The organism is Cupriavidus sp. 22TCCZM01-5 (assembly GCF_057798915.1).
Genome location: NZ_JBYOJR010000038.1, coordinates 1 through 26,147, shown reverse-complemented (window position 1 = coordinate 26,147; position 26,147 = coordinate 1). Strand labels below are relative to the sequence as shown.

Below are 26,147 nucleotides of genomic sequence, written 5' to 3'. Positions count from 1 at the left end.
CCGCTCTGTTGTGTTAAAGGATCAATGTGAGTAGCAAACCTGCTCCTCATTGTTGTAATAGCCGGAGGCCGCGCAAACCTGTGGGTCGGGCGCTGCGGGATCGGGATCGGCTGGCGCGCTGACCACGGGTGCTGCATTGACAGCGGCCGGTGCAGGCGGCCCGATAACTGGGCTAGGGCCCACCTGTGGATCAGTCGCAGCACTGGCGGGCGCGTAGGATCGCGCGACCGAGTAGGTTCCGACCGCCGCGCTGGTCACCACGCTCGCCGTCACGACTGGCTGAACCACCGCCGGCGATTGCAGGGCGGTGGTCGCCAAGGACACAAGCGGAGTCGTCGGCGGCGCGACGACTCCGCCGGCGCGCAGGACACCGGTCGCATAGGTCGTGCAATTGTTGGTCAAGTAGCTGTAGGTTCCCGCTTCCCCAAGTGTGATGGCTTCTTGGGCCGCTTGCGCCTGGGCAGCCGTCCGAGGCACCGTGACAATGAGGTAATTGGCTGACGGGGCAGCCTGTTCAGCCACGGTGGCCCCCGTGCCCGCCGGAACATATTGCAAGCCCCCGGTGACTTCCTCCCCGACTACCGCGACAGTATCCACGCGTAGATCTGTCCACCGCGTTATCCCTTCGGTAGTGACGCCGACCATGTTATGCCCCGGCAAGCCCGGCTTGAAGGCGAGCGAGACCGAGTTTGCTGCGGCGTCATCGGCTGCAGCTGCGCCGCGCAGCCCGGAGGCAACAGCCGGCGCGCGGGTAACCGCGCTCGCGCCAAAGGAGCCGACAATGCTGATGCCGCCATCGATGAGGTTGGCCTTGGACCGGGACAGCCCAGCGCTTTTCTGCAACTGTTGAGAAGTCACGGTGTCGACCTGTGTGCCGTTCCACATGGTGCGGAAGCCGGAGACCGTGACGTCGACGCCATGCACTGTGACGGCGGCGCCGCCGATCGCGACCGGCACGCCCACGCCGATTTCGGACGCCGCCAATCCACCGAGGAACATCGACCCGCCCGACACCGTCTCGAGCGCGCCGCCGACCATCTTCACGCCCCCCATGAAGCGGTCCCAGCCATCGCAGCCGCCCGGATCGGTTAGCCGGACCGGATTGGCAGAGCAGTACGCGTAATCGTCGATGCCATCGGCAAGGCCGGTCGGATCGGGCTGCGTCCAGCGTGCCAGCCAAGGGCAGTAATGGCGTGCCCCATGCAAAGCGAGGCCGCTTTCCTCGTCGCGTTCCATACCGCAATAGCGGTAGCGACGGGTCGCGACCTGGAGCGTCGAATCCGTTGCCTGATACGCGGTGGTGCCAAAGGGATGGTATTCCTCATACGCCAGCGCGCGCCCGGTCGCATCCAGTTCCAGCACGGATGAGCCGATATGATTGGAGAACTGGTAACGGACGACCCGCGGTGGCGTGCCGTCGTCGATACCGTTGCGCCGATCGATCATGGCGAAGCGACGCCGGCCGTCCATTATGTTGAGCGTTGTGCGCTCCAGCCCGGCAGAAGGCCCCGCCTTACTGCGGAAGATCTCCAATGCGCCGAGGTAGCGCCGTTCCTCCTTGCGCGTCGGCGCCGCACCGGCGGAGGCGGCGCGATCCGTCACCTTGCGGATGCGCCGGCCGTCATGGTCGTAGATATACCACGTCGTTTCCGACGTCCCCGCTGTCACCGACTGGCGGGAGGTGGCGATCATCCGATCCAGAAAATCGAACTGCATCAGCGACAAATGCGGCATGCTGCGGATGAAGCCGTGTGCCGGATGGTAGTCGTAGGCATAGACACTTGCGCCTACGGTCGTTGATGCTAGCCGGTTGCTCACGCTGTCGTAGAGATACTCGCGTGCGTAGCCCGCGCCGGCGGCGGAGTGCCCAAGCCGACGGATGTTGCCGACCGCGTCATAACGATACGTTTGCGTATAGTTCCGCCAAGCCATTACATCGCCTGGCTGGTGGCGGACGATGTAGTCGGCGTCCGACCAGTTATCCTCTGCACCGAATACACCGCCCTGCTGGCCCGCATGTTCCCGCCCCTTACTGGATATCAGGCGGTAGAGCGGATCGTATTCAAAATAACTCAATGCCTGGATCTTGGCGTTGTTGAAGAATACGGTAGGCAAGGCGCGGTCTTGCAGATGTGTCAGGTTACCGCCGCAGTCATGCGTGTAAGCGAGATCCTGCGCCAGTGAACTGTCGCCTTTGCGCGTCGTCAGCCCTATCAGCCGGAGCGAGTCAGGGTCGTAGCGATAGGTCGTTCGCGCGCCGTTGCCATGATCGACGCTGCTCCGACGGCCTCGCGCATCGTAGGTGATGCTGGAGAGGATCGTTTCCGATGGCCCGAAGGGTGACTGCGCGTCCACGCCGCCGAGCAGGTTCGCCGGCGTATAGCGCTGGGTAATACGGCTACCATCCGGATACTGCGCAGCAATTAAGCGGTTGATCGCATCGTAGCTATAGTTCGTGGCGTGGGCTTCGGCTTCAAGCGGCGATTCCAGGTCTCCCGACCAGTCGACCAGCGCGCGATAGTCGGCGGCGAAGCGGCGGAGCGTGCTCAGCAGGTTGCCCTTGCCGTCGTAGTCCGACCATTGCTGCATCCCACCGGTATCCCAGCGACGGTAAAGTCGGCCGCGCAGGCCATGCCTTCGGTCATCGACCTGGTCTTCGCCATACAACGCATGCATCACCTGGTTGTTGAGCGGGATAGCACTATCGCCGCCGCTCACATGCAGGCCGATCGGTCGTTGCATGACGTCATATTGGTACGTCAGCGCGTGGCTGCGCTCGTCCCAGCGCATAAGCGGGTTGCCCGATACCGTCGGCAGCGTCCACCGTCCGCCCGCATCCATGCTGCGCTGCGTAACCCGGCGTCCGACCATGTCATAGCCGAACGCGATGGGTGTGTTGCCGCGAGCGTCACCAACGTGCAGGACGTTGCCAGCGACATCCAGCACGAGTGTCGTCGCGAACAGCAGCGCCTTTCCGCCGCCGTCGAGGCCGGCGTGTTCCAGTCCCACGACGGGCCTACCCAGCGGGTCTATCAGCGCCGTTATCGGCGTGTTCGCAAAGACCTCCGCCTGCACTGCCGCCTCTGCCTCCCGCACCGGATCGCAGCCGCGGGCGATGAGTTCCGCGTCGATCAGGCGGTTCTTGCGTTCGTCATGCCAGCGCGACTCCAGCACGGTGTCGCCCGGATCCCAAGTCACTGTCTGCCAAACATCAAAGACCGTACGCTGGATCGTGCCGTCGGGCAGATCTGTGCGCACCAACCGCCCGGCTGGGTCATAGGTGAGAGTCGCGCTGACCCCATTGGCAACAAGTTCCGGAATCGCCTCGTAGCGCGGCGAGACGGAAAAATATGGCTCATAGCGGCGAACGGGCTTGCCTTTGTTGTTAAGCACCAGCCGTCCCGTGCCAACCCAACGTAGCCGCGGCGGCACCTGCATGGATGTGTCGATGTCAGCTATCGTGACACTGCCATCCGCGTGCACCGTCGCAGACCGTGCAACGCCGGGTTCTGCCTGTGCCTTCATCATCGCCAGCGCGCCCGACCCATCCGTGTATTCGAACATCACATGCAGCGGCGATGTGACGTCCACACTCTGGTGGCGCTCGCGGGCGATGGAAACTGATACCGCCGGTTCCCCACGGTTCATCCACGCATATAAGTCGTAAGCGAAACGCACGGTCGCATGTTGCAGAAGTTGCCGCCCAAGCGTTTCCACGACCGTCGAGTCCATGGTCGCGAACAGGGCTGCCATGGTAGCGGCATCGCCAGTGCTGTCGGACACCAGGCCCGATAGATTGTCAGACGGCTCAACCTCCGGCGCGCCGTCCCCGTTGAGATCCTTGCCGAGATAGGCCTGCGCCTTCACCAGCGCAAGTTCGTCGGACACGATGGCGGTCAACGCATCGTTCGGGTCGCGCAAAAGCACTGGCCCCAGCAGACGAAAGTCGAATCGTTCCACTTTCGTCCGGTTGCCAACCGCGTCGGTTGCCGACTCCAAGACAAGGAAGTAGTCCTTGTGGTATTGCACCAGCGTTTCCGCGCCGAATGGATCCGTGTAGGCCACTGGTTTGAAGAACCGGGCGCGGACGTCGGCGATTGTTTCTCCCGGGCTACTGTAACGGGTGCCACCGGTGGGTATCCACCAGTCGGCATCGCCGAGGCTATGCACATAGCCACCCTTCGGCATAACGCCGGCCGGCGCGGCGATGCGCCCGCCATAAACCGCGGTCAGCAAAGCGTCGGTGAAGGCGCAGACTTGGCCCTGGCATACCAGTCCGTGCGACGCCATGGTGCCCAGCGCCAGCGGTGCAGCGGCTGCCTCGTCGTAATACAGCGTCCGCTGACGTTCGATCGGCCGCCGCGTCACGCCGGCGCCCGGCGCCGCCTCGAATGCGATGGCGGTGCTCTTGGCATTGTCGAGGATTCCCGTCAGCGCAGCCCGAGTGAACAGGCGACCGGTCGGAACCAGCCCATTGATCTCAAACGTCTCAACCTCGGCTGGCTGGCGCGTGCGCCAGGCGATCGGCGTGTCAATGTCGTTGGTAAACGTGGTGCGTGTTACGGTCAGGCGCGTATGGCTCTGCGTCGCCTCGGCTCGGGTCAGCGCGTCGCTGAGCGCCCCGCGCACCTGAGTCGTGTCGTCCAGGCTCGTGAAATCGCTTGCATTGCGCGCGATTGCGTCGGCCGCCGCTGCGGCGAGCATCGGGTCGCGCCCGTAGTTGATGTTCGCCTTCTGCAGGACGTTGCCGAGCGCGTCGACTTCCAAGTTGATGCCGTGCCGCACACGGCGGTCGTCGGAGCGCCGCTCATAGTCGATATGTAGCGCCTCGTCCTCGGCGACGAGATAGACGCCGTATGGGTTCGGTCCGCGTGGCTGACAAAGCTGGATCTGGCAGCTATGCGTGTCCACCGAGTAGGGCGTCATTTGCCGCTGCACATCCGGCTGTCCGGCGCCGGCCGCAGGCGCGTCGAGCGCGAAGATTTCCTGGCGCAGTACGAGTCCCTTGCAGGCCCGTAACGCCTCCCGCCGCTCCTCGGCGGGCAGCCGCGACATTATCGAAGGATCGAGCACGGTCGGCGCGGCGACCAGTCGCGCATCCGGCAGCGGCGGCTCCGTGGCTGGCGCAGGCGCAGCCGGGAAGGCGCGCTCATAGGCGGCCTGCCAGTATTCCGATGCGAATTGGCTGAGGACGCGCGTATCGCTGAACCACGCGCCGAGATGATACCAAGTGCGGGTGAGCATCGGCGCCTGGAACACCTGTCGCGCCTCGGTCGCCGTCAGCCCATCGGCGGAGAGCTGCCAGGAATCGTAGTCCTCGCTGTCGATGCGGTCGACGCGTCCGAAGCCGCGGAACTCGCGCTCTTCCGGGTCCCAGAACCCGTGGTGAAAGGTGTAGTCAGAGGTTAGCCGTGCACCGGTGACCTGTTCTTCAAGGATCTGGCGGCTGACGACCTGAACCGGAAACGGCAGGCGCGTAACCCACGGCGTCCCCGCCGCCAGGTCGTCCAGGTAGAATCGGGTCGAACTGCGGTATTCGAGCCGCGTCTCCTTGCCCATGTTGTTGACGATGCGCGTCATTAGGTGCGGCTTCCGCCCGCCCATCAGGTCGATGTAGCGGAACGGCGCCCGGGTCGTGTCCCTGTTGGTCGAGGACCACACGAGGCAGGGGGTACCCTGTCCCAGCAGATCGGCGACATCGAAGCTTGTGCCTGGCGCTAGCGTCGGCACGGAGCCGAGGGCGAACGCCGCACTCCAGCCGTTTCCGGACTGATTGAGCCAGGCGCGCGCGCCGTCGCTTCCCAGATAGATGAGATCGGATGTCCCGGAGCCGGAAATGTCGGCGAGCCTTAGCCGGGTTGGATCGAACCGGGTGGGATCGTCGAACCGCGGTGCCGCCGACATTGCCACCTTGGGGCCGAAGCGGCCATACCCAAGGTTGGGCCAGTACGCGACTTCACCGTTGCGGATGCGTACGATGTCGGTGAGTCCGTCGCCGTTCATGTCGGCGAGGAAGACTGTCTGCTCGGCTTCGGCGAAGACGACCGACGGTCCTCGTTCCTCATCGAGCGCTTGCAGCGTGCGCTCCGCCGGCCCAAAACCGTCTTTACCGGTCGAGACGAACCAGACGAATGCCTGGTGCTCGGCCACCACGATCTCAAGCGCGCCGTCGCCGGTTAGATCGATGCGCCGGACCGAGGGGTCACGCAGGTCCACATTGGTCGCAGTGCGGAACGGCGTGAAGCTGTCCCAGACGCCATCGCCGCGCAGCGCGTAGTATCCCCCGAGTTGAATCCCGTTGACGACGATCTGTTTCTCTCCGCTCGCCGCGAGGTCCTCCAGCGTTATGCTGCCGTTATCAAAGCCGGAGACGCGCGGCCGCGGCGCAACGACACGCCCGCGCTCAAAGGCGATCTGGCCAGAGGCGTCGGCACCGCGGTTGTGCTTGTAGATCCAGTCGCCGCCCACTTCGCACAGGATACCGGCGATCCCTTCACCGTATAGGTCGACCAGGCGGTAGGGCGGGGCGATTCCGATCGGCGCATCTACGCGCGGTTCCCGAGCCGCGTCGTGCACCGTCTCGTCCCACGCTACCGGCTGATATTCAAACTCGAGAGGCGGGATCGCCCGGCGCGAATAGCTCCCATCCTCCCGGCGGACATACCCGGCGCGTTGAACCTGCACCAAGTGGACCACGTCGGCCTGGCCAATGCCGTTTATCGTTGCTGGCGCATAGATCAAATCGAGCGAGGCGACCAACAAGTCAGGACCCGATGCCTCCTGCGGAAAGTTGTGGAACATCAGGATGCGGCGGCAAAGCCGGGCAGTGCGGACCTCGAAGCCGGGCCGATAGTTGGAGAACGCATCCGCGCGATAAGACCACGACTGGCCCGGCTCCTCCTGCGGTGCGGGCCGTAGAGCATCGTGCTCACCATAGTCGAGGACCAGCTCAAAATGGTAGGTCGCGTCGGCGGCCACCGGCGGATCGTAAGGCAGCGCTGGATCGCGCTGATACGGGGCGTGATTGCCGTAGCGGACGCGCTTCAAGTAGGTGTTGGCAAACGGCGCGATGCCGGCCAGGCGGTTTGCCTCGGCCGCTGTGGCAGGCATGTTCGCGGTATCTTCCGGCTTGTACTCGTATTCGATCCAGTTACCCCGGTCGTCGAAGCTGAACTCGGGCAACCAGCTGTAAATGCGCAATGCGTTGGTTGGATCGGCAATGCGGGCGGTCGGACTGCGCCCGAAGATGGTGACCCTGTTGCCTCGGTCGGTGACCTTCCAGTATTCGCCGTGCGTGGGGTGTGCGATTCGCTCGATCCTGGAAAAATCGCCCCCGGTGCGCGGACGATAGGCACGAATGCGGTAGCCGTTGGAGGCGACCTCGCTGATTTGCCAGTCGCCGGGACTGGGCTCGATCAGCACCGGCACCAGATCCTCGAAGCCGGCAATCATGAAGATATCTTCGTCGGGCTTTGCCAGGTATCGCGGCAGTCGCTTGTCGGTCCTCCGCTGGATTGAGGGGAGCCCGAGGCTCCAGCCGAGGCCGAATGAACTGTTGCCTGCGCCCGAGGAGTAGCTGAGATTGAGTTTCGGCGTGAAATCGTCGCGGTTCGGCGTCAGTGGCAGGGCGATCGACAGCGAGGCGGTGCCATTCGAAGCGTTGACCGTGAACTTTTCATCGATGCCGCGCAGAGCGCCGCCGCCTTTCGGCAGTTCAACCTTAGGGATCTCGACCTTGTCGATTTGCGTCGCGCGCTCGGGCATCAGGGCAGCGAGCCCTTTCGGCGCATCACTGTCGCGCTGCCCCTCTTGTCGAGGTTCCTCCCCAGTGGTCATTTAAATTCCCCTCAACGCGGGAGGATCGCTGAATCACTGGCCGGCGCTCGCTGAAACTGCGTGCTCACACCTCTGCCGTTCCCGATACTTTTCGATTCCGAGCCAGGAGAAACACCAGAAAGGACACCAGCTTTTGGATTTCGGTCCTTCTTTCATCGGCCCCTCGTTGCCGTGGGCACGTAAGGCAACTTGTACTCCAAATCAGTTTGCACATTTAGGTTGTCGATATTCAAGTTATTTTCATTTTCATCAGATTTAAACGGTATTTAATGTGTTTCATTCATGAAAAAAATGGACTGATATCGCATGCTTGCGTGCAAGGGGCGGGAGAGCCACACGCTTTTCGTGACACGCGGCAGGTCAAGCGCCCACGTGATGATTGCATAGGTCAATTGCTTGAGATGTGTTTCAGAATTGAATCCATTTGAAAGGGGACAAGTCTCGGAAGCCACTATGACGTTTGTGCGCCCCCAAAGTGCCGCGTGTCGTGCTGGCTCACCTTAAACGCTATGCGCCAAGACTGGAGAATAATTACCGTAACGCCCGCTCCTTCAGTTTCAGAAATGAAGCTATTTCTTGTCTGCTTTGCATCTTGCGTTGCTATGCCATTCGCAGAAAATCAAATGCATACCCCAAGCATTCATGCGGGTTTCCGGCTGATGCCCGGAAGATATACTCACGTCGGCAAACGCCACCCAGTTCCACGCAACCATCCAGGTATCGAGCGGCCACCCAGTCAATCTGGACGCTCAGTTGCGCTTCGAAATCAGCCTATGGAAATAGGGCTCTCGTCGTATCTTTGCTTTCGCGAGCACTCTCACTAAGGAAAGGGCACAGGTTGCCGACTGCGCCAGACCCGCTAGCTTTGTGCCGCCGGCGCCGAACCAGACTTGCTTGGAAACTCCCGTACCTCTGGAGTGATGAGCATCAGCTATCGGACGAGGCTATTTTGACCCTAGTAGATGTTCGACGTTGACTCAGAAGGGTAATTTATTCATGCGACGGAGACCGAGATTACTACGTTGAACCGCCAAGCTAGGTATGTTCGCCAACGCACAAAGCCGTAGCAATCTTTCTGTTGCTTGATTTATCCTTACCTTTTGGGTGGATAAAGGGACGTAAGGGAGAAGCCCCATGCCGAGTAAAAATTCGCCGGTTTGGACTGTATATAACAAGCTAAGAACTGCGCGACTCAATGTCAAATACTATTGCTGCCGGCTCGAGGCTGTCGAACGACAAAACTTTGTACTAGAGCTAATATTGCTTGCGTCAGCCCCGACTTCGGCAATCGCTGGCCTTTGGTTTTGGAAAGAGCCATACGGCCAAATGGCGTGGAAATATTTCGGAGTTCTAGCGGCGATTGCCGCGATTCTTAAACCTTTGCTATCTCTGACAAAAAAGATAAAGAACCTAGAGAGTGTAATTGTCGGTTATCGATCCCTCGAATATGATCTTATGGAAATCGTTTCGCTTATTGAACAGAAGCGAAAATACGACTCCGCACAGCAAGCAGATTTGAAGCGGGCAATAGCTAAGGAAAAGGCGCTTGTCGTGCGGCAAGTTGAAACCCGCGAGAGGAAAAAGACTAAAGCAATTTGCGAGGCAGAGGTAAGGCGCGAACTGCCTGATTCTTATTTTTTCGTACCGGAGGATTCAAATGTCGCATCAACCCAAACGAAATGATCCAGTCCCGACGCCGAACAAGAAGCCAGTGCAAGAGCCCATGCCAGAGCCTGGCGAGCCGTGGGATCCGCCGGGAGGAGATCCCGACTCTATCGAACCACATCCGGCCCCGCCTTCTCATGTTGAGCCAGACAACCCCTGGTGAATACGCGTCGACGTCGCAATGGCGCTGCTGCATTTTCCCGCGGCAAAACAGATTTCTCAAACCGTGAGCCGGTTCGATAGCTGCCATTGCGCACGAGTTGGCCAATGTGGTGGTGAGGGCGGTTAAAAACCCTTCCGACCTTCAGTTTCCGATGAGCGGCAGCGACACGTGAGGCGGGAAATCTCGTTGCGAAGGCTGCGCTCGAAGGCGGCTTAACAGGCCGCTGACCGACCGCAAGATGCCGGTAACCGATAATTCGGCGAAGCCGAGCCGTGGAGACTGACATGGTGAATGATTCGACCGTCGACACCATTTGGCGTCTTTGTCTCGGCACAGCCGCGACCGGCATGTTGGTTCTTATTACTCTGGCAGCGGTGCCTCGAGAACAACTGGATGGGCACCTACGCGAAGCTGCACGTCTTGCAAGCTGGGTCATTGCGCATTACATGTCGGCTTGGTTTCTCGGTCCGGTCAAGCGCCCGTCGCGCAACGTACATTTAGGCAAACGCAAATGGATCGAGCGGATAGAGCCAGCTCGCCCTATCCTTCTTTTGATATTGGCGACACTCGGGATTTACCCCCTCTACGGCACCTTTGTTGAGCTTGTGGAGCACTTTGCAGCGCCTTCCTGGCAGGAACGTGTGTTGTTCTGCGTGCTTGTGTGCAGCTATTTTTGGCATGTGGTGTTGGCTCCAGCACGACCTGATACTCTTCCTGTCGACAGCGAGTAAACCGGGTCAGCCGGCCATCTGCGTCGAGCGGGAAGAGTAGATGAAGCAGCGCAGCGCAAGGGGATCCGATTTATCGGGCGGCGGAACAACTTGGCAAACTGCTGCGGACCCTGTTCCTGTGCGACTATTTCAGCAACGTCGAGTTTCGCCGGGAACTGCACGCGCTGCTCAATCGCGGTGAGTCGGTACACGAACTCCAGCGTACGATTTACACGGGTAAGGTCGCGCCGGAGCGCGGCCGTCGTCGTGACGAAATCATCGCGATTTCTGGCTCGTTGACCCTGCTGACGAATCTGGTGATTGCCTGGAACACGCAGCGCATGCAGGCGACAGTCGACGCGTGGCGCGGTAAGGGGCAGCGAGTCGACGACGATTGGCTGCGCCGAATGGGACCTGCGCATTCGGCGCATGTGAACTTTCGGGGCACGTTGCGATTTCCCCTCGAGCAGTACCAGGACATGCTGCTCGAAGCGGCGCCCTGGCAGCGTGCGGCAGAATCGTGAGCGCCACCTTCAAGGAGGAGGCAAGATGGACATCAATACCGGCGCGATCGACGAGGTTGTCCTCGCGCTGCTCTACCTGAATTTATGCGGGGAGAATCGGGCCTGGCGGAGCTTTGACTGGGACGCATTGAACCGTCTGCACGAGAGAGGGCTCATCGGGGATCCGGTGAATCGCTCGAAATCGGTTTGGCTTACGGAGGAGGGCTTATGCGAGACCGAGCGGTTGTTCACGAAATACTTCGTCCGCCCTGGCGTCTAGCAATTGGATACCGGGCACATGTGATCTCTTGCCCACAGGCCGCACAAGGCTGCGCTTGTGGGCAAGGCTGGCGCCAGATTTTGCATCGAAAGGAGGCTAGGCAGTGAACTCGCCGTCTCTTAACACTTTGATTTGTAAGGGTAATTCTTAGCTCACCGCCAGATTTTGCACGGAAAGTACGATTACCCCGGATCGCACTCGGTGGGTAGCTTGGATGTCCTGTTGTTCGACTGACTTGAGCTTGACGAAATGCATGGTGGGCCTGCTCGCGGCTTCCACAATGGCTTCCGCATCGGGGTAACTGCCCCAAGCATTCATGCGGGTTTCCGGCCGACGTCCGCGAGAAATCCCCACAAAATCAATCACTTGCTGACTGGTCTGTTCACCGCATCCACAGATGCTGATCGCGGCATGGGCGTGGCGATAGGGAAGGGCAATTTGCCTCCGAAAAGCCGAGTCGGGGCTGACGAACGGATGACGCCAAGCGCTGGCCGGTCGGGGGACGTTTGCCGCCGGTGCGGCTATCGCGGACCCAGAGGTATCTGGTCTTTTGTACAGCCCTCTATGCTCCTTTCAAAGCAGAACGGTTGGCAGACTATAGCTTGACCCTTGGAAGACCTGGACGCGGCGGGGTGCTTCGATCCGCCGCCGCCTTCACCCCACCGTCTGCGCCGATGCTCTGCCATCGCAACGCGGAAGGGCTGACCTGGGACGGGCAGGGCGAGCTACCGGCGTGGCTCAAGCGGGCGGTCAATGCGGGTCAGTCGGTCACGCGCGTGCACCCATACAGCTCCTGCCAGAACGCCTGCAGCACCTCGCCGGGCGTGCCCCATGCTGCCCTTGCGGACCGGCTGTAGAGCTTGTTGGCGGTCGGCGTATGCCCAGGTCGGCAGCGGGCATAAGTGTACCGGCGGGGATTCGCAAACGTTTGAAGCTTCAGATATTCGCGAATTCTTGGCGACCCGCTCTCTCTTCCAAGAGCACTCGGCATCGGCGAATTCTGTTTCAAATATGTTATTAAAATTTCTTGATATCAGATCCGAAAAATATCCTCGACATCCTCGCTTGAATCTGATTACGGCACCTCCTAGCCTTCCACTTATGGCTCTCTAGCGGGCAGATACTTGAGCCAGTTCGACTGAGGCCCTGTCAAGGCGGGACATATTCTGTCGTGCCTAAGCAAAGGAGCGCCCAAACGGCACCGCTGGGAATCTATCCGTGGCGCCGTTCTTGCAGCGTGGTTCATTCATGCGATTGTCGGAGACGAGGGATGCCGTCCGCAGCTGCACTTCCAAATGGCTTGGCCCTGTCCGGAGGCGGCTTTCGCGCAACCCTGTTTCACCTGGGCGCTCTCTGGCGGCTGAATGAACTGGGTTGGCTTCGTCAGCTAGACATCATCACTAGCGTCTCCGGTGGTTCGATCATCAACGGGGTTCTCGCCACTCGCTGGCCAAGTCTTGATTGGAGCCCCTTGACAGGCGGAGGTGAAACCGCCTCGAACTTCACGGACGAGATCGCCAAGCCGATTCGCGAGTTCTGCGCGAAGTCGATCGACGTCTCGTCGGTAATTATCGGAGGGCTGTCACCGTTCTCCAGCATGACGGAAAAAGTCGCTCAGGCGTACGACAAGTATCTCTACGACGGCGCAACGCTGCAATCTTTGGCGACGCCAGCCCCCGGACAGGTACCTCGCTTTCTTTTCTACGCGTCCAGTTTGCAGACAGGTTCGAGCGTGCGCATGGAACGTCGCCGGTTCGCCGACTACAAGATCGGCGAGATCCCGTCCCCAAATCTGTCGATTGCCCGCGTTGTCGGCGCGTCTAGCGCGTTTCCGCCCATCCTGTCGCCGGTCTGCTTTGATTTCGATCCGGCCCAGTGGCAGCCATTCCCCGGCAGCTACCTCTTTCCCAACGTCGAACTGCGCAAGCACGTGGTACTGACTGATGGTGGCGTCTATGACAACCTTGGCCTCGAGGCCATCTACGACCGGTGCGAAACGGTACTGGTCAGCGATGCGAGTGCCCCCTTCGATATCGTGCACGAAGTGATCAGTGATCCATTAGGCCAAATGACGCGCGTTAATGCAGTAATGATGGAGCAAGCGCGTGCGCTGCGCCGGCATGCGGTAGTCAATGAATTCGCAAGCGGCCGCCGTCGGGGGACGTTCTGGGGAATCGGTACCCGTATCGCTGACTACGGCTTCCCTGAAACTGTGGCGAACGACAGTTCGCTCACCGCTTCGCTTGAACTGATCCGCACGCGGCTGAATCAGTTTTCGGCCGAGGAACAGGGGCATTTGATTAACTGGGGTTATGCGCTCGCCGACGCGGCCATGCGCCGATGGGTCTTACCGGGACCTCCGTCCGTGGTCGCCGCACAGCCCGATCCTGAGTTTTCGCTATGACCGGCTCCCCACGATAACAACGAACATGACATAGTTGATCCAACAGCCTCGCGCACTTGGAACGTCCGTTATTGACGATCGAATTGGCGATCTACGGTATGGAACCGATGCCGGATGCCCTTGGGTCAGAGGTGCGTAAGTAGCGCACCTGATGCAGCGCTACTTACGCAGTCCCTGACATACCATCTCAGGGATCCCGGCATCAAGCGACTTTCTCGGAGGCCCTCATGAAGCGCGAAGAGCTTGCCGCCGTCTTCTACGGTCAAGACCGCGTCCCGCCGCCGTGGGCAACCGACTGCCCAATACGCTTTGATGTATGGCTAAGTTTCGCGCAGCGGAGCCGCAAGCGCGAAGCGCGCACCGATATCATCCTTGCAGTAAACGAGGAGCATGGCGTGCGTCGCGTTCTCGATCACTTTACAAAACTCCAGATAGCCAGCGTTGGCAAGCCAATCGCGGCAGGCAGCTTTGTTGTCGCCTCCCTAACTCTTGCGGAATTAGTGCAGGCGGTGCTGCCGTTAACGAACCTCTTCGGTGTCGTGCGCTATGCCAAACAGCTTCCCCGCAACGAACTGAAGGCGCTTGCAAAGAGCGCCAAATTCGATGTCGTTTCCCCTGCACCCATTGTTGCCGAGGATGGTGTGGAGCGTATCGACGAGCGCAAGCGACACCTCTTTTGGCTAGTGAGGCTTCTCGTGGCCGTCGAGACGGGAGCGCACGCACGTGCCACGAAGCGTACAACGGCGCCAGCGCGCGCGGAGGTCGAGGACATAGCAATTGAACGGGTTCTCGATATGATCCAATCTGCAGATGCCGAGCGCCCGATAACGCAATTGCCGCCCATGCCGGGCAACCAGGTAATCGATCGGCGCCGCCGCTACCCGGTGGAGAGCGTGACGACGAATCGGGAAGCCGCTCCCGCAATCACTCGTTCGCGCTTGACCGTGAAGGCCGATGCAGCGGAAACGGTATTTTCAGTTGATTGCCGCACCATCGGATGGGCGGTGGTTGACAGCGGTATTGATGCCAGTCATCTCGCGTTCGCCGAATGGGACATGTCCGCGACGCCGCCCCTGCAATGGGTCGGTCCTTGCCGAGTTGTCCGCGCTTTCAATTTTGTCGACGCAAGGACAACCCTATTCCAGGACCGTACCGACAATGGGCTTATCGACTGGACACGTGCCTTGCCGTATCTGGAGATGCTCGTTCCGGGACACCCGGTGGTCGCTGGCAGTAGCCTACCACCCCAGCAAATTTATCAAGTCCCCGGAACCCCCCATGGCACCCATGTGGCAGGGGTGCTCGGTGGCTGTTGGCCGGAACGAGGCCTGCGGGGCATGTGTCCCACAATTCGCTTGTACGATTTTCGAGTTCTGGGGCCTGATGGCCACGGGGACGAATTTGCAATTGTCATGGCTCTCCAGGCTATCCGGCACATTAACGAACAGGCTGGCCGGCTAGCAATCGCCGGGGTGAACCTAAGCCTGTCTGTCCCCCACGACGTGTCGACCCATTCATGCGGTTGGACTCCCGTATGCGTTGAGTGCGATCGTCTAGTGAAGTCGGGTGTCGTTGTCGTTACCGCGGCGGGCAATTCGGGCTTCGTCGGAAGTGTCAGCACGACCGGAACCGACTACCGGACTGTGAGCATTTCCGACCCGGGAAACACTGATAGCGTGATCACTGTTGGATCGACTCATCGGAGTAACCCGCACCGGCACGGAGTTAGCTACTTCTCCAGCCGCGGCCCCACCGCCGACGGGCGACTCAAGCCGGACGTGCTTGCTCCTGGCGAAGATATCGACGGTCCAATTCCGGGAGAGGGAATCTCCGCCATGCACGGGACAAGCCAAGCTGCGGCTCACGTGAGCGGCGCCGCGGCGATGCTTATCGCCCGGCACCGCGAACTTCTCGGTAGGCCGGAAAGGGTAAAGCAGATCCTGTGTGCAACGGCTACCGATCTCGGACGCGAGAAGGCCTTCCAGGGCCACGGCCTGATCGACGTCTTGCGCGCAATGCAGTCTGTCTAATATACGCGATGCTCCATTTCGAGTTCCTGCCCGCGCGGCACGGTGACAGTTTTTTGGTACGCTGGGGAACGCCGGAGCGTGTTATGGTCGTCGACGGTGGACCTGATGGAGTCTACGAGGAAGTGCTTAAGCCCCACCTCCTTGCTCTACCGCATGTGACCGGCCGGGCGCCGACGATCGACATTGTCTGTGTGACCCATGTCGATGACGATCACATCGTGGGCATCCAGCAACTGCTCAAGGAGATGGCGCGTGCTAAGACAGACCAGCTGCCGCTCCCATTCGACATCCGTCGTGTCTGGTTTAACAGCGTTGATGAACTAATCGATTCCGTTCAACCCGGTCTCGCAGCTGCTGGGCAGGAAGTTATGACCACGGCCGGCGCTGGAGGTGTCGTGGCGGCAAGCTATGCACAGGGCCGCGATGTGCGCGACAGTATCGCCATCCTCAACTTAGGCGAAAACAGCCCGCTCGGCACCGTCATCACTGCCGGTATGCGGTGCGAACTGCATGGGTTGGAGATAACGTTTGTTGGACCAAGTGCCGCGGCATTCAACATACTTGTCAAAAAGTGGCGCGCTTCCGTGAAGACGAAGAAGCCAGACGCGATCGGAGCAGCATTTACGGATCGCTCGGTCCCCAATTTGTCGAGCATAGCCATGTATGTTCGGCACCACGGCAGAAGTGCGCTGCTGACCGGTGACGCACGCGGCGACCATTTACTTGCAGGACTTGAGTCCACCGGACTGCTTGCCCCCGGTGGCGTCTTACATGTTGACGTGTTCAAGCTTCCACATCACGGAAGCGAGAACAACGCCGACGCATCGCTTTTTGAACGCGTCCGGGCGGACCACTACGTCATCTGCTCCGACGGCATCAAGCACGCCCATCCGAGCACTGCAACGCTTCAGTGGTTGGTTTCCTCGCGACCTGCGGAGGATCGATATACCGTCTACCTCACGCACGAAAATACTCCTGCTCGGCAGACGCTAGAAACCCTCCGCATTGGCCGCGCGTTCCGCGTGGCCCCCGCGTTGCCCCTCGCGGCGGTTTCGTTAGAAGGCTGTTGATAAGAGCCCCGCCACGCTTTTCGGAGCGCTCATAAACACGAACTTCAAATCGCAGCCCAAGTCCCGAACGTTCCATGCAACAAGAACGCGCGTCATGGGGTCATCGTACTTTTGATGCAAAATCTGGCAGATTGGTCCTGAAAGCCATTTAGAATTAGTTAACTTGTAAGATCGGTGGGTACGCGGCGCCAAGTAACCTGAAGCGTCTTGCCGCAAGCTGCATTCAGGCTTGCTAGCGTCAGATTTTGCTGAGATGGAACCGGCGCCTCCCTCGGGGGGACACTGTCGGCCTAACCTGAGACGTGGAGGTTCATCATGGAAATCGACATGCTCAGCATCGATCTCGCCAAACATGTGTTCCAGCTCCATGGCTCCGACCGCCGCGGACGGCCTGTGCATCGAGCAAAGGTCTCGCGTGGCTCGCTCCTAGAGGCCGTGCGCACACTGAAGCCGGGGATGGTCGCATGGAAGCCTGCGGCACCGCCCATCACTGGGCACGGCGCTTCCATCCTGAAGACCTGATTTTCGTGCCGTCGGCCCTTGTCAGGCCCGCCGCGATTTTGCTAAGGACAGGATGTGCGGATCTCATCGGGGCTGCGGGCATGCTTCGGCAAGGGCCCACCAGGCAAGCCGGATACATGCATGCAGACCGTTTCGACATGAACAAGAAGCTTGCAAAAGGCGTCGGATCCATGCACAAAAAGTACGATGATCACGTAGTAGACGTGAACTCAGTTGGCGAACATATACCCCTACCGTAGCGGCTGCATGCAGGCGAGACCATGGCGCATGAGGAATAGGGAACGCCGCACGTGCAAGCTGGAGCGTTAGCGGTCCAGGTAGCGCGATAGTCGCCAAAGCAGTCAGCCCCTTTTTGCAAGATCCGCCAGTGCAGCGAGAGCCGTCGCAGTAGTGAAGACACCGTTATTGTCGATATAAAGCGGCCCGGCATCGATAGTGGCCCACGGCTCGGCGATTTCCGGTCGGCATAAGCGCAACAACGCGGACGGCGCAAAGCCTCCATCGGGATTTTGCTCTGCCATAAGCTCTAGCGCCACGCCGAAGACCGGCATGCCGAGTCGCAGCCGGCATGCAAGAAGCATTGCTCGCTCAAAACTGCCCGCGGGTTGAAACTTTGCGATCTCGTCACTCCACGCCAATCTGGTGCGCGGCGTCAGATCAAAACCTTCAAGCAGCATGTTGGTCGTATAAATCGGCGAGGCCCACCAATAGGCCGGGGACAGTTTCCCGTCAGCTAGTGTAGACGGCGCACTTGACGTGCCGGGCCAACGTGAGATTGCGCGAAGCGCGACGGCGCTCACGCATGGCACCGGTTGCGCCCATCCGGGCGCGGGACTCGTGCCGACTGGATAGGTCGTCGCCCCGGACGGATTGATGCAGGATCGTAGAAAATCGAGCGCGCCTGCGGGAATAGGACGACGCCAGGCACGCAGCGCAATGATGGCCCAGGCGGTGGAATCCGCGTCATCCGGCACGCTGCCATTGTAACCCCATCCCCCGCCCTCCCAGCGCCGCGAAGCGAGCAACCAGTCGATCGCATCATTGATTGGCTGCACTCGCGCGCCGAACCACGGGCGCGGAATTATTGCGAGCCTCGCCAGCACATAAGCGGTCACCCAGGCGTCGGAAGCGCCGACCGGTAGAGAAAAGTCCCGCCAATGCTTTTCGTGTCGACCGGCGAGCAGCGCATCCAGACTACGCTCGACGCATTGCCGGATGACCGAATGGTCGCTGGTTGCGGGACGGGGCGGACGGGAGGCAGTCGCGTCTAGCGGCGGCTCAATATATATGTTTAGATGGCGTGATCCGTCCGGTTCGCAACCGAGGCCGACAAAGCGAAGCGCCGCGCAACGCGTGCGATCGGTTGGCGTCGCGCGGATCGCATCAAGCATCGCCGTCAATTCTTCGGGCTCGCCCCCCTCCGATGCTAGCAGGGCCCGTGTACCCTCGACAATGGCCGCGTCAGAAGCCATCCATTTGGTGACTGCCAAATCGGTCTTTAGCGAGAAGGACTGGTCCGGCTGAATCTCCACGCTGGTGACGAACGCTGACTTAGGGTAGGGACGATTGCCTGTCAGCCCTAGCAAATCAAGAAAGCGTCGCACGCTCCGCGCATGGGCATCGAGGCCAAGGGTTTCGTACCAACGTGCAAGCCAGGCAGGCGTCGCTTCATCTGAGCGGAAATAGATTTTGACCCGGCCGGCTCCGCCATCGGGTCGTATATCGAGAGCAAGCCCGGCCGGCCAAGCGTTCGCCGGGCAACGCGATGAAAGCGCGCAAAAGCGCGCAAGAGCCTCACCGCGCCCCAGGTCGTGCAAGACCCACCCAGCCTTTAGCCAGCGTTCTCTAAGCGATCCCGCGGTCAGGTTGAAGTATGGTTTGATCGACAGTACATCGTCCTTGACCGTCACGCCCACCCACACCGCGCTGCGCCAATGCAGCGGCCACGGCTCGTGCCCCTGGGGTGTAAGTCGTCTAACGCTGTCACAGAGAAACTGTGGCCGTCCAATAGCTAGTACCGCGCACGCCTCGTCGATAAGCCGCAGCGTAAGCGCGAGTCGCGCCGGCGCAGGAGAGCCTGGTCGACCGGCCTCGCACAAAAAGCCCCAAGCGGTTGCGCGTGGGCCGACGTTCAACACCCACTGAAAGGGTAGCCCGTTCGCATTGATAAACGATAGTCCGTCGAACGGCGGTACGGCAGGACGGTTTAGCGATTCCTCGGTGAAGAGGTCAAAGATGCGCTCGATGCGTCCGCGAGGTTCTTCGGAAATCCCGCGGAGACGCATCACAGACGTAAGCTGTGCGCCAATGACCGCCTGCAGCGAGCGGGTCGCACTGGACGATTCGACCTGATCGATGTCGTCTCGCATGGCAGTATGATGGCTTGTTAGCAGCCGGTTCCTCACGCAGTTCTACGGCTGCTGGATGATCGCGATGGAGCCGTCAAGTCCATTCGTACCGTTCGCTCCGGTGTTGCCATTCGGACCCGGGACGCCATTTTGACCCGTCTGATCGCCGTTGGTGCCGCCATCACCCCCAGGACCGAAGTTACCACCTATGCCCGCGGCGCCGCCGAGGCCGCCCCGTCCTCCTTGGGCGGTGCCGTGAACTGTCCCTGTCGCAATATTCTTGGCTACGATGGTGATATTGCCACCATTGCCGCCCTGACCACCGCCGCCACCATCCCCGCCACGCACGCCGTTGCCGCCTTGGCCTCCGGGGGCCCGGCTATCGTCATCCGCGTTCTTGCCACCGCGGCCGCCGATGCCGCCAGCGCCGCCGGCGCCACCGGCGCCACCGTCACCCCCTTTTCCACCTCGCGTGTCGACGTTGACGCCCACGACGAAATCGTCGACCTGAATCGTTATGTTCGCACCGAACTCGCCCTGCGCGCCGTCGGTCCCGCGCGATCCCGACAGGCCGTCACCCCCGCGCATGCCGGGCTTTGGTGGATCGTCGCCGTCCCAATGGTCGACGCCATCCACTCCCCGCTGTCCGGGTTGGCCGTCTTGACCGGCCGATCCCGGATTTCCGTTGGCGCCGTCCGCGCCCTTGCCGATGATGTCTGGCATGGCTATCTCCTTCCTATTGCCCTATGTTCTTAAGGTTTTCCGCGGCGGTGGCCACCACGCCTCCCAAAATGCGCGGCCTAACTCCTTCAACCGAAACAACCTTAAATGTGGTCGAGCCGAGTACAACGATACGACCGTGGCCATGAATGATGATCTTTCTCGCTTGGACAAGGTGTGTGGAGGCTGAAATCGTCAAGGTGGCCCCGTCCGCGACTTCGATATCGAGCAGCAAGGCGATGTTGACTACGGCTTTAGTAAGCTCAAGGAAGCGGTTGAATGTCGGCTCGAGATACGCCGACGCTGCGGGGTTCGTGCCGTGAACATAGGTGCCGAAGGCTTGATAGGTAAGACGCAGGGCTTCGGCACGGGTCGCCGGATCGCTCGAATCTAGTTGCTCAGGGGTCGCTGTCGCGACAGGCAACGGGGCGCAACACGTGCTCATACCGGCCTTGCGTATGGCTTCCAGAGCATCGGTCGAGAGGCCAAGCAGATCACGCACTTCTTGGGCACTGCGCGGGCGAACCTGCTGATAGATTTTCCCGAAGCGCGCTGAATCCGGCGTGAGCGTCAAGCATTCGCCGGGATCGAGGGTCAAGGATTGGACGTCTTTCATTGACTCATCTCCTTCCGATGGTTAGGAAGCCTACAGACAAATCGCGCGCGGGAAGAAACGAGTGTGAGGCGCGAAACGGAATTACTCTATGTGGCCAAGTGTTAATGTCAACTTGATTGGATTTAGCTCAGATCTGCCTGGAATTCACTTCGTCACAATGATGAAACAGTTTGGAAACAGAACGATACCTTTGGACTTCGAACATAGTCGCGCTAGTGACCTGAAAACACTCTTCTGGACTAGGGAAGTGATCAATGAGGTTTTCGCTTGATGGCGAGAAGGCCATTGAATGGAGTTGTCGCAAAGCGAGAAAAATGGTCGATTTAAGTTGGTATTTCTCGCATTTCGCGCATTTCCTGGCGCGCACTTCTATATCACGCGAGCCGGGCCCCACGCTGGATCAAAATCACCGTCGAGGACTCGTGCTCCAAAGTGCGCGCCGAGACGAACCGGACGACCGCTGCCGTTGCACGGCAGGTGCGCGCGAACGCTGACGTTGACTCGGGGAAGCCGAAGCCGCCTTGGGGTGGCTTGCTACGGCGAATGGGCAGAAATGCCACTCAAACGCGTATCTAGTACGTTCGCCCCGGAAATAGTCACCCCAAGAGGCTCGTACTGCGTCGTCAAGACGGTCCCGTTGGCGAACTCGTCGAAGATCAGCGTCGTGGTCGCCGCCCGGCTCGCCGGCACGATCCCGAGGCCAAGCAGGGCGCCGAGGAGGAGGGCGGCCAGTTGCGCCACCCAACGGGTCCGGGCACAGGTGTTCGCAAATGCATGGTGCATGGCAGCCCCTTGTTGTTGTTCGGTGCAGCGCAACGGAAGACCTCGGCGCTTGGCGAACGGCAGTCGGCGCTCGCGCGCCCTGCAGCCAGGTTTCTGGCCAGCGTCCACCATGGTAGGCAGTCGCGCGTTGCGGGACGCCCCGGCGTTCCCGAGCTCCGTGCGGTACCGCACGGAGCCCGTCCTGGGCCGGTGATTGCCAGGGCGCGCCGGATACGCTACGTTTTCGCTACGCTGAGGATCGGTGCGTGGCGCTAGCGGACGGGCTGCGCCCAGAAACGAGAATCACGGGCGTTGGAGGCTTCGTGCGCCCGCGACAAAGGCTGCCTTCGGGCGGCCTTTGTCGTTTCCAACACGCGCTCCCGTCGCGACGGCCGGCGTTGGGTTGGCCCGCCCGCAGGCAGCGATTTTTCCCAACCCATCAACGCGTTAGACCACCACCCTGGGCCCAGCCGTTGAAATCCTGTCCGGGTTTCGGTAGATTTCCGCTACGCTGGAGGCTTGGCGCGTGCGGGACAGACGCAGGCCGTGCACGGGGATCGCCAGCCATGTAGAATTCTTCCCAGAGGGGCGTCGCACGCCCAGAGAAAAGGCCGCTTTCACGCGGCTTTTGTCGTTTCTGGTGCGGCACGGGTCGTGCGGAAAACTCCGCACGATTTTGTCCCGCACCGATGCGCGAAATTTCGTAGCATTCCTACCAGGCTGAGCTCACTGCGTCGACCCAGGACGCTACCGGCCCCGCCCCCTGCCACAGGCCGCCCTCGGGCGGCCTTGGTTGTTTCCGCACCCGCCCGCGCGTTCGCGTCGGCGGGTTTTTTGTTGCCCGCCGCCTGGCGGGCATTTTTCCTTCCGAGTCCATGCGAAAGAACCTCCTCGGGGGCGCCATGGTTTTCATTGGTACCCTCAGCGGGCTGATCGCGGCGGTCACCGGCTTGGTTGCGAAGATCACGCTGCTGATCGACGCCATCAACGGGCTGATTCCCAAGGTCCTCCTGCTGGGCGAGCTGCTCGCCACGTTTCTCTGACACGCGCACCCGGTCCCGCTGACTGAATTCGTCGCGGGCTGGCTTTGCGAAACGATGCGAAGTCAGCCCGCGTGAGTGGGCACGTTGAAATTCGCGATAACCGCTTTTATCGCGAGTTTCTCCGACCGGCCCGGCGCCGGTTCGCCTGGCCAACGAAAGATCATTTCCGGATCCCAACGGGGCAATTGCAGGGCACCCGCAGACGCACAGGCCGCACGCACCAGGCCGGCCGCCGCCGTCTCTTCGGCCAGCGCCGCGGCGAAGTGAGCCTGGTAGGTTCGCCGCCGTGTCTGACGCGTCCTGAGATCCGTGCAGAGTTGGCGCAGTTCGGCGACGAGAGCGGCGTCGTCAACGTGATCGTCAGGTCGAAAGTAATTTGAGCATTTCCACAAGGAGATCCTCCGCTTGGCCGGTCGGCATCTAGGCGCGATCGAGTGCTCGGCAAGCTTGAGACCATCAGCCGGAATTTCTACGGACCGCCTTTGGATTTTTCCGAGGACGCGAGGAAACTAGCCGGTTTATGATGGAAAGGAGCGCTTGCCGTTTCTCTCTCGTAACGCAGCTCGAAATCGAGCGTATTCCGAGATCGGAGAAACCATGCACATCAAGCGCGCCAAGACCCTCAAGCCGTCCCAATTCCGCCATTTGCTCCGCGTGACCGAGGCCACCAGCCGGCACCCGGAGCGCGACACGCTCATCCTGTTACTGGCATTCACCTGCGGCATGCGGGTGTCGGAGGTTGCCAGAATCGAAGTCGCCGACGTATTGCTGCCCAGTGGTCGACTTCGCGAAGAGGTGAGCCTGCGAGCGGCAATCACGAAAGGTTGCCGGCAGCGTTGTGTCTATCTCAGCCATCAGAAGACAGTGGCGGCCCTGGAGCGCTACATCGAATGGCGATGGCTGAAAAACAAGGGCACGGCAATGGATCGCCGCACGTGGCGCGGCCTGATGCCAGAGACGTGTCTGATCCTGACGCACAAGGGCGGTCGGTACGAGCTGAGTGTCAAGCGTCGCATCAACGACGCCGGCGACCTGGTCGAGTACTTGGCGGCCGACAGTCTGCAGAGCTACGTTACAGGCCTGTACCGCGCGGCGGGCTTTGGCTCCGGCTACAGCAGCCACTCTGGCCGCCGAACATTTGCCAGCCGACTCCTCGCACAGGGGCACTCACTCGAAACCGTCCAAACGTTGTTGGGGCATGCCGAGCTGGACCACATTGCGCCGTATCTGGAAGTCTCAACCAAGGAGCTTCGAGAGGCGGTGGCAGCACTTGGTGACGCCCTTTAGTAGCTACAATGTAGAAACAGTATCTTGACGTGCTGCGCCTGTGTATCTACAATGAATCTACGCAATGGGAGTACTGAGATGGAACTGTCAATTCAGAAATGGGGCAACAGCGCGGCCGTGCGCTTGCCCACAACCTTGCTTGAACAACTCAAGGTGGCATTGGGAGACAAGCTGTCTGTCGATGTGCGTCCGGACGGCGTCATGCTTAAGCCCGCTCGGCACAAGTATTCACTCGATGAATTGGTTGCTCAGTGTGACCCCAAGGCGCCGACCCCTGAGGGGCTGGGTGATTGGAACGGGGTCAAACCGGTGGGGCGCGAAGTATGGTGAGGCGCGCCAAGTTTGATCGGGGCGACATTGTGCGAGTGAGCTTGAACCCAACGGAGGGGCGTGAGCAACAGGGGGATTTCCGTCCTGCGCTCGTGCTTTCACTGGCAGCATTCAACGCTCTAGGTGTTGCCCTGGTTGCACCGATTACGCAGGGAGGCGATTTTGCGCGCTTCGCTGGTTTTGCAGTTCCGCTGTCTGGTTCTGGCACGGAGACCCAAGGTGTCGCGCTGGTGAACATGGTGCGCACGCTGGATCTTGAGGCTCGCGGCGCGAGGAAGATCGAACGGGCACCCGCCGAGGTTGTGGAAGATGCGCTCGCCCGTCTTCAAACCATCCTCGAATAGCCGTTAGTAGACGTCAACAAAGGAAAGACATAGAAGATGAAAACCTTGACGATTAAAGATGGTGTTGGCCAGACAGTTTCCTACAAGGCGAGGCTTATGCATGGAACCCCTCCCGAGATGGGCGCTCTGTACGTGCTTCTCCCCGACGATGGAACGGACACCGGGAAGTCGCATCCTGTGACCATTGGGCTTACAGAAGGGAAGAGCAAGAAGTTCATTTCCTTCGACTGCATCGAAGTCAAGGATTCCATTGCATTTGGATTTGTCTATTTGACGCGTGAACGCTCGGGCTGCATTGGCGAGTTCGTGTCCTTCTCGTAACGGCGAGGAAAAGCTAACTGTCGATAGGGGATGGGCGCATGGAGAATGTCGCACCGGAGTTTCAGAAGGAAGCATTCAACTGCCCGCAGTGTGGGGCTTTCGCTCATATGCTTTGGCGGAATCTCTTGGTGAACAGTAATGAATACAGTACTGTCTGGACAGCACGCTGCGCCAGATGCAAGACGGATTCCATCTGGATCAACGAGGATACGATTGAGCGAAGGCTAGCCTACCAAGGCCCTGGTCTAGTGCAACAGATATACCCTGCAGAATCGACGGCCCCAATGCCTAGTCCAGACCTTCCGGATTGTTGCCGCGCTGACTACTTCGAGGCTCGCGAGATCATGCTGCGCTCCCCGCGTGGCGCGGCAGCCTTGCTTCGCCTCGTGATTCAGAAGCTATGTGAGCATCTCGGCGAGCCCGGCAAGGACATCAATAAGGACATTGCGTCATTGGTTCGGAGGGGTCTGTCTAAGCGTCTGCAGGAAGCCCTAGACACGGTGCGGGTTGTAGGCAATGAATCGGTGCATCCCGGCGAAATGAATGTTCACGATAATCCTGCCATCGTCGGCTCGCTGTTCAAACTCGTCAACCTCATCGTTGAGAAGATGATCACTGAGCCAAGGGAGGAGGAGGATCTGTATCGCTCACTGCCTCAGAAGAAGCTGGACGCGATAGCGCAACGCGACAAGTAACTAGATCGGAAAAGCCATGACGATGCGAACTAGATACAGCCTGTTTTGTACATGCGGGCACCGAGGCGCTGTGCACATGAGCGAGAACGACTCGCCATATTCGGCGTCCTGGGAAAGCTATTCCCTGGAAGGCTTCGACGGGGGCACGTTCCGGAACGAAGGGGCGGCGGCCGGCTGGCCCGAGGTCTTCACCCATCTTCGGCCTGTATGCCCGCACTGTAAGCGCACCCTGACCGAAGACAATCTTTCAGGCAGCTAATCGGAAAGGAACCCGGCACGAAATGCGCCCAGCGCAGGTCGGCAGCCTGGATCAGAAACAGCTTTCATTGGGGGACCAAGGTGTCAAAGATTCATGTTCGCGGTGGCCGCCCGCTGGCGGGATATAGCAATGCTGGGATGCGCTTGGTCATCGTGAAGGGCGATTACGAGGCATATCTAGGGAACTGCTGATCAATGAGGTTTGCGCTTGATGTTGCACAAGCCAATGATTTCGGTTTT

General features: G+C 60.3%; 18 protein-coding genes and 5 pseudogenes. 17 read left to right on the top strand and 6 right to left on the bottom strand.

The genetic code is table 11. From position 1 onward, the window contains the following. Window positions 1-21: 21 nt before the first annotated feature. The gene (locus AC3FNH_RS27315; protein WP_488722292.1) at window positions 22-7,836 is read right to left on the bottom strand and encodes a SpvB/TcaC N-terminal domain-containing protein; all 7,815 of its coding nucleotides are present in this window, start codon (window positions 7,834-7,836) and stop codon (window positions 22-24) included. Between the two features lie 1,134 nt (window positions 7,837-8,970). On the opposite strand from AC3FNH_RS27315, the gene AC3FNH_RS27310 reads away from it, so the two are divergent. The 4 genes and pseudogenes from AC3FNH_RS27310 to AC3FNH_RS27295 all read left to right on the top strand — a co-directional run bounded on the left by AC3FNH_RS27310 (window position 8,971) and on the right by AC3FNH_RS27295 (window position 11,157). Further along, on the top strand, window positions 8,971-9,519 hold the full coding sequence (locus AC3FNH_RS27310; protein ID WP_488722291.1) for a hypothetical protein: 549 nt from the start codon (window positions 8,971-8,973) through the stop codon (window positions 9,517-9,519). 429 nt (window positions 9,520-9,948) lie between these two features. Then, a complete protein-coding gene (locus AC3FNH_RS27305; RefSeq protein ID WP_488722290.1) occupies window positions 9,949-10,395 on the top strand; it encodes a hypothetical protein in 447 nt (148 codons plus the stop codon). A gap of 47 nt (window positions 10,396-10,442) precedes the next feature. After that, a pseudogene (locus AC3FNH_RS27300) lies at window positions 10,443-10,898 on the top strand (Tn3 family transposase); the annotation flags it as partial. Window positions 10,899-10,923: 25 nt separating this feature from the next. Then, window positions 10,924-11,157 carry a DUF6429 family protein gene (locus tag AC3FNH_RS27295; RefSeq protein ID WP_488722289.1) on the top strand — a complete coding sequence of 78 codons (234 nt, stop codon included), beginning with the start codon at window positions 10,924-10,926 and terminating at the stop codon, window positions 11,155-11,157. A gap of 192 nt (window positions 11,158-11,349) precedes the next feature. Here AC3FNH_RS27295 and AC3FNH_RS27290 read toward each other — a convergent pair. After that, a pseudogene (locus AC3FNH_RS27290) lies at window positions 11,350-11,451 on the bottom strand (IS110 family transposase); the annotation flags it as partial. A 293-nt stretch (window positions 11,452-11,744) separates the two neighbouring features. Between AC3FNH_RS27290 and AC3FNH_RS27285 the strand changes: the two are divergent. Then, window positions 11,745-11,927, top strand: a pseudogene (locus tag AC3FNH_RS27285) (H-NS family nucleoid-associated regulatory protein); the annotation flags it as partial. On the opposite strand, the pseudogene AC3FNH_RS27280 reads toward AC3FNH_RS27285, so the two are convergent. After that, a pseudogene (locus AC3FNH_RS27280) lies at window positions 11,924-12,046 on the bottom strand (DNA-binding protein); the annotation flags it as partial. The pseudogenes AC3FNH_RS27285 and AC3FNH_RS27280 overlap by 4 nt on opposite strands. A 381-nt stretch (window positions 12,047-12,427) precedes the next feature. On the opposite strand from AC3FNH_RS27280, the gene AC3FNH_RS27275 reads away from it, so the two are divergent. The 4 genes and pseudogenes from AC3FNH_RS27275 to AC3FNH_RS27260 all read left to right on the top strand — a co-directional run. Then, window positions 12,428-13,561 carry a patatin-like phospholipase family protein gene (locus AC3FNH_RS27275; RefSeq protein ID WP_488722288.1) on the top strand — a complete coding sequence of 378 codons (1,134 nt, stop codon included), beginning with the start codon at window positions 12,428-12,430 and terminating at the stop codon, window positions 13,559-13,561. Between the two features lie 227 nt (window positions 13,562-13,788). Beyond that, window positions 13,789-15,591 (top strand): S8 family serine peptidase, encoded by a 1,803-nt coding sequence (locus tag AC3FNH_RS27270; protein WP_488722287.1) that lies wholly within the window; start codon window positions 13,789-13,791, stop codon window positions 15,589-15,591. Window positions 15,592-15,599: 8 nt separating this feature from the next. After that, on the top strand, window positions 15,600-16,661 hold the full coding sequence (locus tag AC3FNH_RS27265; protein WP_488722286.1) for a ComEC/Rec2 family competence protein: 1,062 nt from the start codon (window positions 15,600-15,602) through the stop codon (window positions 16,659-16,661). Between the two features lie 315 nt (window positions 16,662-16,976). Further along, window positions 16,977-17,164, top strand: a pseudogene (locus AC3FNH_RS27260) (IS110 family transposase); the annotation flags it as partial. A gap of 360 nt (window positions 17,165-17,524) precedes the next feature. On the opposite strand, the gene AC3FNH_RS27255 reads toward AC3FNH_RS27260, so the two are convergent. Then, the gene (locus tag AC3FNH_RS27255) at window positions 17,525-19,552 is read right to left on the bottom strand and encodes a hypothetical protein (protein ID WP_488722285.1); all 2,028 of its coding nucleotides are present in this window, start codon (window positions 19,550-19,552) and stop codon (window positions 17,525-17,527) included. Window positions 19,553-19,681: 129 nt separating this feature from the next. Between AC3FNH_RS27255 and AC3FNH_RS27250 the strand changes: the two genes are divergently transcribed. After that, window positions 19,682-20,287 carry a hypothetical protein gene (locus AC3FNH_RS27250; protein WP_488722284.1) on the top strand — a complete coding sequence of 202 codons (606 nt, stop codon included), beginning with the start codon at window positions 19,682-19,684 and terminating at the stop codon, window positions 20,285-20,287. Here AC3FNH_RS27250 and AC3FNH_RS27245 read toward each other — a convergent pair. Together AC3FNH_RS27245 and AC3FNH_RS27240 are read right to left on the bottom strand one after the other, a co-directional pair. Next, window positions 20,268-20,867, bottom strand: coding sequence for a hypothetical protein (locus AC3FNH_RS27245; protein ID WP_488722283.1), 600 nt, complete (start codon window positions 20,865-20,867; stop codon window positions 20,268-20,270). The genes AC3FNH_RS27250 and AC3FNH_RS27245 overlap by 20 nt on opposite strands. A 534-nt stretch (window positions 20,868-21,401) precedes the next feature. Next, window positions 21,402-21,650 carry a hypothetical protein gene (locus AC3FNH_RS27240; RefSeq protein WP_488722282.1) on the bottom strand — a complete coding sequence of 83 codons (249 nt, stop codon included), beginning with the start codon at window positions 21,648-21,650 and terminating at the stop codon, window positions 21,402-21,404. Between the two features lie 854 nt (window positions 21,651-22,504). Here AC3FNH_RS27240 and AC3FNH_RS27235 point away from each other — a divergent pair. From AC3FNH_RS27235 to AC3FNH_RS27205, 7 genes are all read left to right on the top strand, one after another. Beyond that, a complete protein-coding gene (locus AC3FNH_RS27235; protein ID WP_488722281.1) occupies window positions 22,505-22,672 on the top strand; it encodes a hypothetical protein in 168 nt (55 codons plus the stop codon). Between the two features lie 597 nt (window positions 22,673-23,269). Further along, window positions 23,270-23,959: a tyrosine-type recombinase/integrase gene (locus tag AC3FNH_RS27230; protein ID WP_488722280.1), complete on the top strand. Its 690-nt coding sequence runs from the start codon at window positions 23,270-23,272 to the stop codon at window positions 23,957-23,959. Window positions 23,960-24,037: 78 nt separating this feature from the next. Further along, entirely contained in the window at window positions 24,038-24,289 is a 252-nt protein-coding gene (locus AC3FNH_RS27225; RefSeq protein ID WP_488722279.1) for an AbrB/MazE/SpoVT family DNA-binding domain-containing protein, read from the top strand. Further along, window positions 24,283-24,633 carry a type II toxin-antitoxin system ChpB family toxin gene (locus tag AC3FNH_RS27220; RefSeq protein ID WP_488722278.1) on the top strand — a complete coding sequence of 117 codons (351 nt, stop codon included), beginning with the start codon at window positions 24,283-24,285 and terminating at the stop codon, window positions 24,631-24,633. The genes AC3FNH_RS27225 and AC3FNH_RS27220 overlap by 7 nt, the downstream gene beginning before the upstream one ends. Before the next feature lie 36 nt (window positions 24,634-24,669). After that, a complete protein-coding gene (locus AC3FNH_RS27215) occupies window positions 24,670-24,954 on the top strand; it encodes a hypothetical protein (RefSeq protein WP_488722277.1) in 285 nt (94 codons plus the stop codon). 38 nt (window positions 24,955-24,992) lie between these two features. Then, window positions 24,993-25,649 carry a DUF4145 domain-containing protein gene (locus tag AC3FNH_RS27210; protein ID WP_488722276.1) on the top strand — a complete coding sequence of 219 codons (657 nt, stop codon included), beginning with the start codon at window positions 24,993-24,995 and terminating at the stop codon, window positions 25,647-25,649. Between the two features lie 76 nt (window positions 25,650-25,725). Next, complete coding sequence (locus AC3FNH_RS27205; RefSeq protein WP_488722275.1) at window positions 25,726-25,908, top strand: hypothetical protein; 183 nt, start codon at window positions 25,726-25,728, stop codon at window positions 25,906-25,908. Window positions 25,909-26,147: the final 239 nt, after the last annotated feature.

Bases quoted from the DNA above. Each gene is read 5' to 3' on its own strand.
- AC3FNH_RS27205 (WP_488722275.1), top strand. From the start codon at position 25,726: ATGAGCGAGAACGACTCGCCATATTCGGCGTCCTGGGAAAGCTATTCC.
- AC3FNH_RS27265 (WP_488722286.1), top strand. From the start codon at position 15,600: ATGCTCCATTTCGAGTTCCTGCCCGCGCGGCACGGTGACAGTTTTTTG.
- AC3FNH_RS27305 (WP_488722290.1), top strand. From the start codon at position 9,949: ATGGTGAATGATTCGACCGTCGACACCATTTGGCGTCTTTGTCTCGGC.
- AC3FNH_RS27210 (WP_488722276.1), top strand. From the start codon at position 24,993: ATGGAGAATGTCGCACCGGAGTTTCAGAAGGAAGCATTCAACTGCCCG.
- AC3FNH_RS27310 (WP_488722291.1), top strand. From the start codon at position 8,971: ATGCCGAGTAAAAATTCGCCGGTTTGGACTGTATATAACAAGCTAAGA.
- AC3FNH_RS27235 (WP_488722281.1), top strand. From the start codon at position 22,505: ATGCGAAAGAACCTCCTCGGGGGCGCCATGGTTTTCATTGGTACCCTC.
- AC3FNH_RS27245 (WP_488722283.1), bottom strand. From the start codon at position 20,867: ATGAAAGACGTCCAATCCTTGACCCTCGATCCCGGCGAATGCTTGACG.
- AC3FNH_RS27295 (WP_488722289.1), top strand. From the start codon at position 10,924: ATGGACATCAATACCGGCGCGATCGACGAGGTTGTCCTCGCGCTGCTC.
- AC3FNH_RS27275 (WP_488722288.1), top strand. From the start codon at position 12,428: ATGCCGTCCGCAGCTGCACTTCCAAATGGCTTGGCCCTGTCCGGAGGC.
- AC3FNH_RS27270 (WP_488722287.1), top strand. From the start codon at position 13,789: ATGAAGCGCGAAGAGCTTGCCGCCGTCTTCTACGGTCAAGACCGCGTC.
- AC3FNH_RS27215 (WP_488722277.1), top strand. From the start codon at position 24,670: ATGAAAACCTTGACGATTAAAGATGGTGTTGGCCAGACAGTTTCCTAC.
- AC3FNH_RS27230 (WP_488722280.1), top strand. From the start codon at position 23,270: ATGCACATCAAGCGCGCCAAGACCCTCAAGCCGTCCCAATTCCGCCAT.
- AC3FNH_RS27315 (WP_488722292.1), bottom strand. From the start codon at position 7,836: ATGACCACTGGGGAGGAACCTCGACAAGAGGGGCAGCGCGACAGTGAT.
- AC3FNH_RS27255 (WP_488722285.1), bottom strand. From the start codon at position 19,552: ATGCGAGACGACATCGATCAGGTCGAATCGTCCAGTGCGACCCGCTCG.
- AC3FNH_RS27240 (WP_488722282.1), bottom strand. From the start codon at position 21,650: ATGCACCATGCATTTGCGAACACCTGTGCCCGGACCCGTTGGGTGGCG.
- AC3FNH_RS27225 (WP_488722279.1), top strand. From the start codon at position 24,038: ATGGAACTGTCAATTCAGAAATGGGGCAACAGCGCGGCCGTGCGCTTG.
- AC3FNH_RS27220 (WP_488722278.1), top strand. From the start codon at position 24,283: ATGGTGAGGCGCGCCAAGTTTGATCGGGGCGACATTGTGCGAGTGAGC.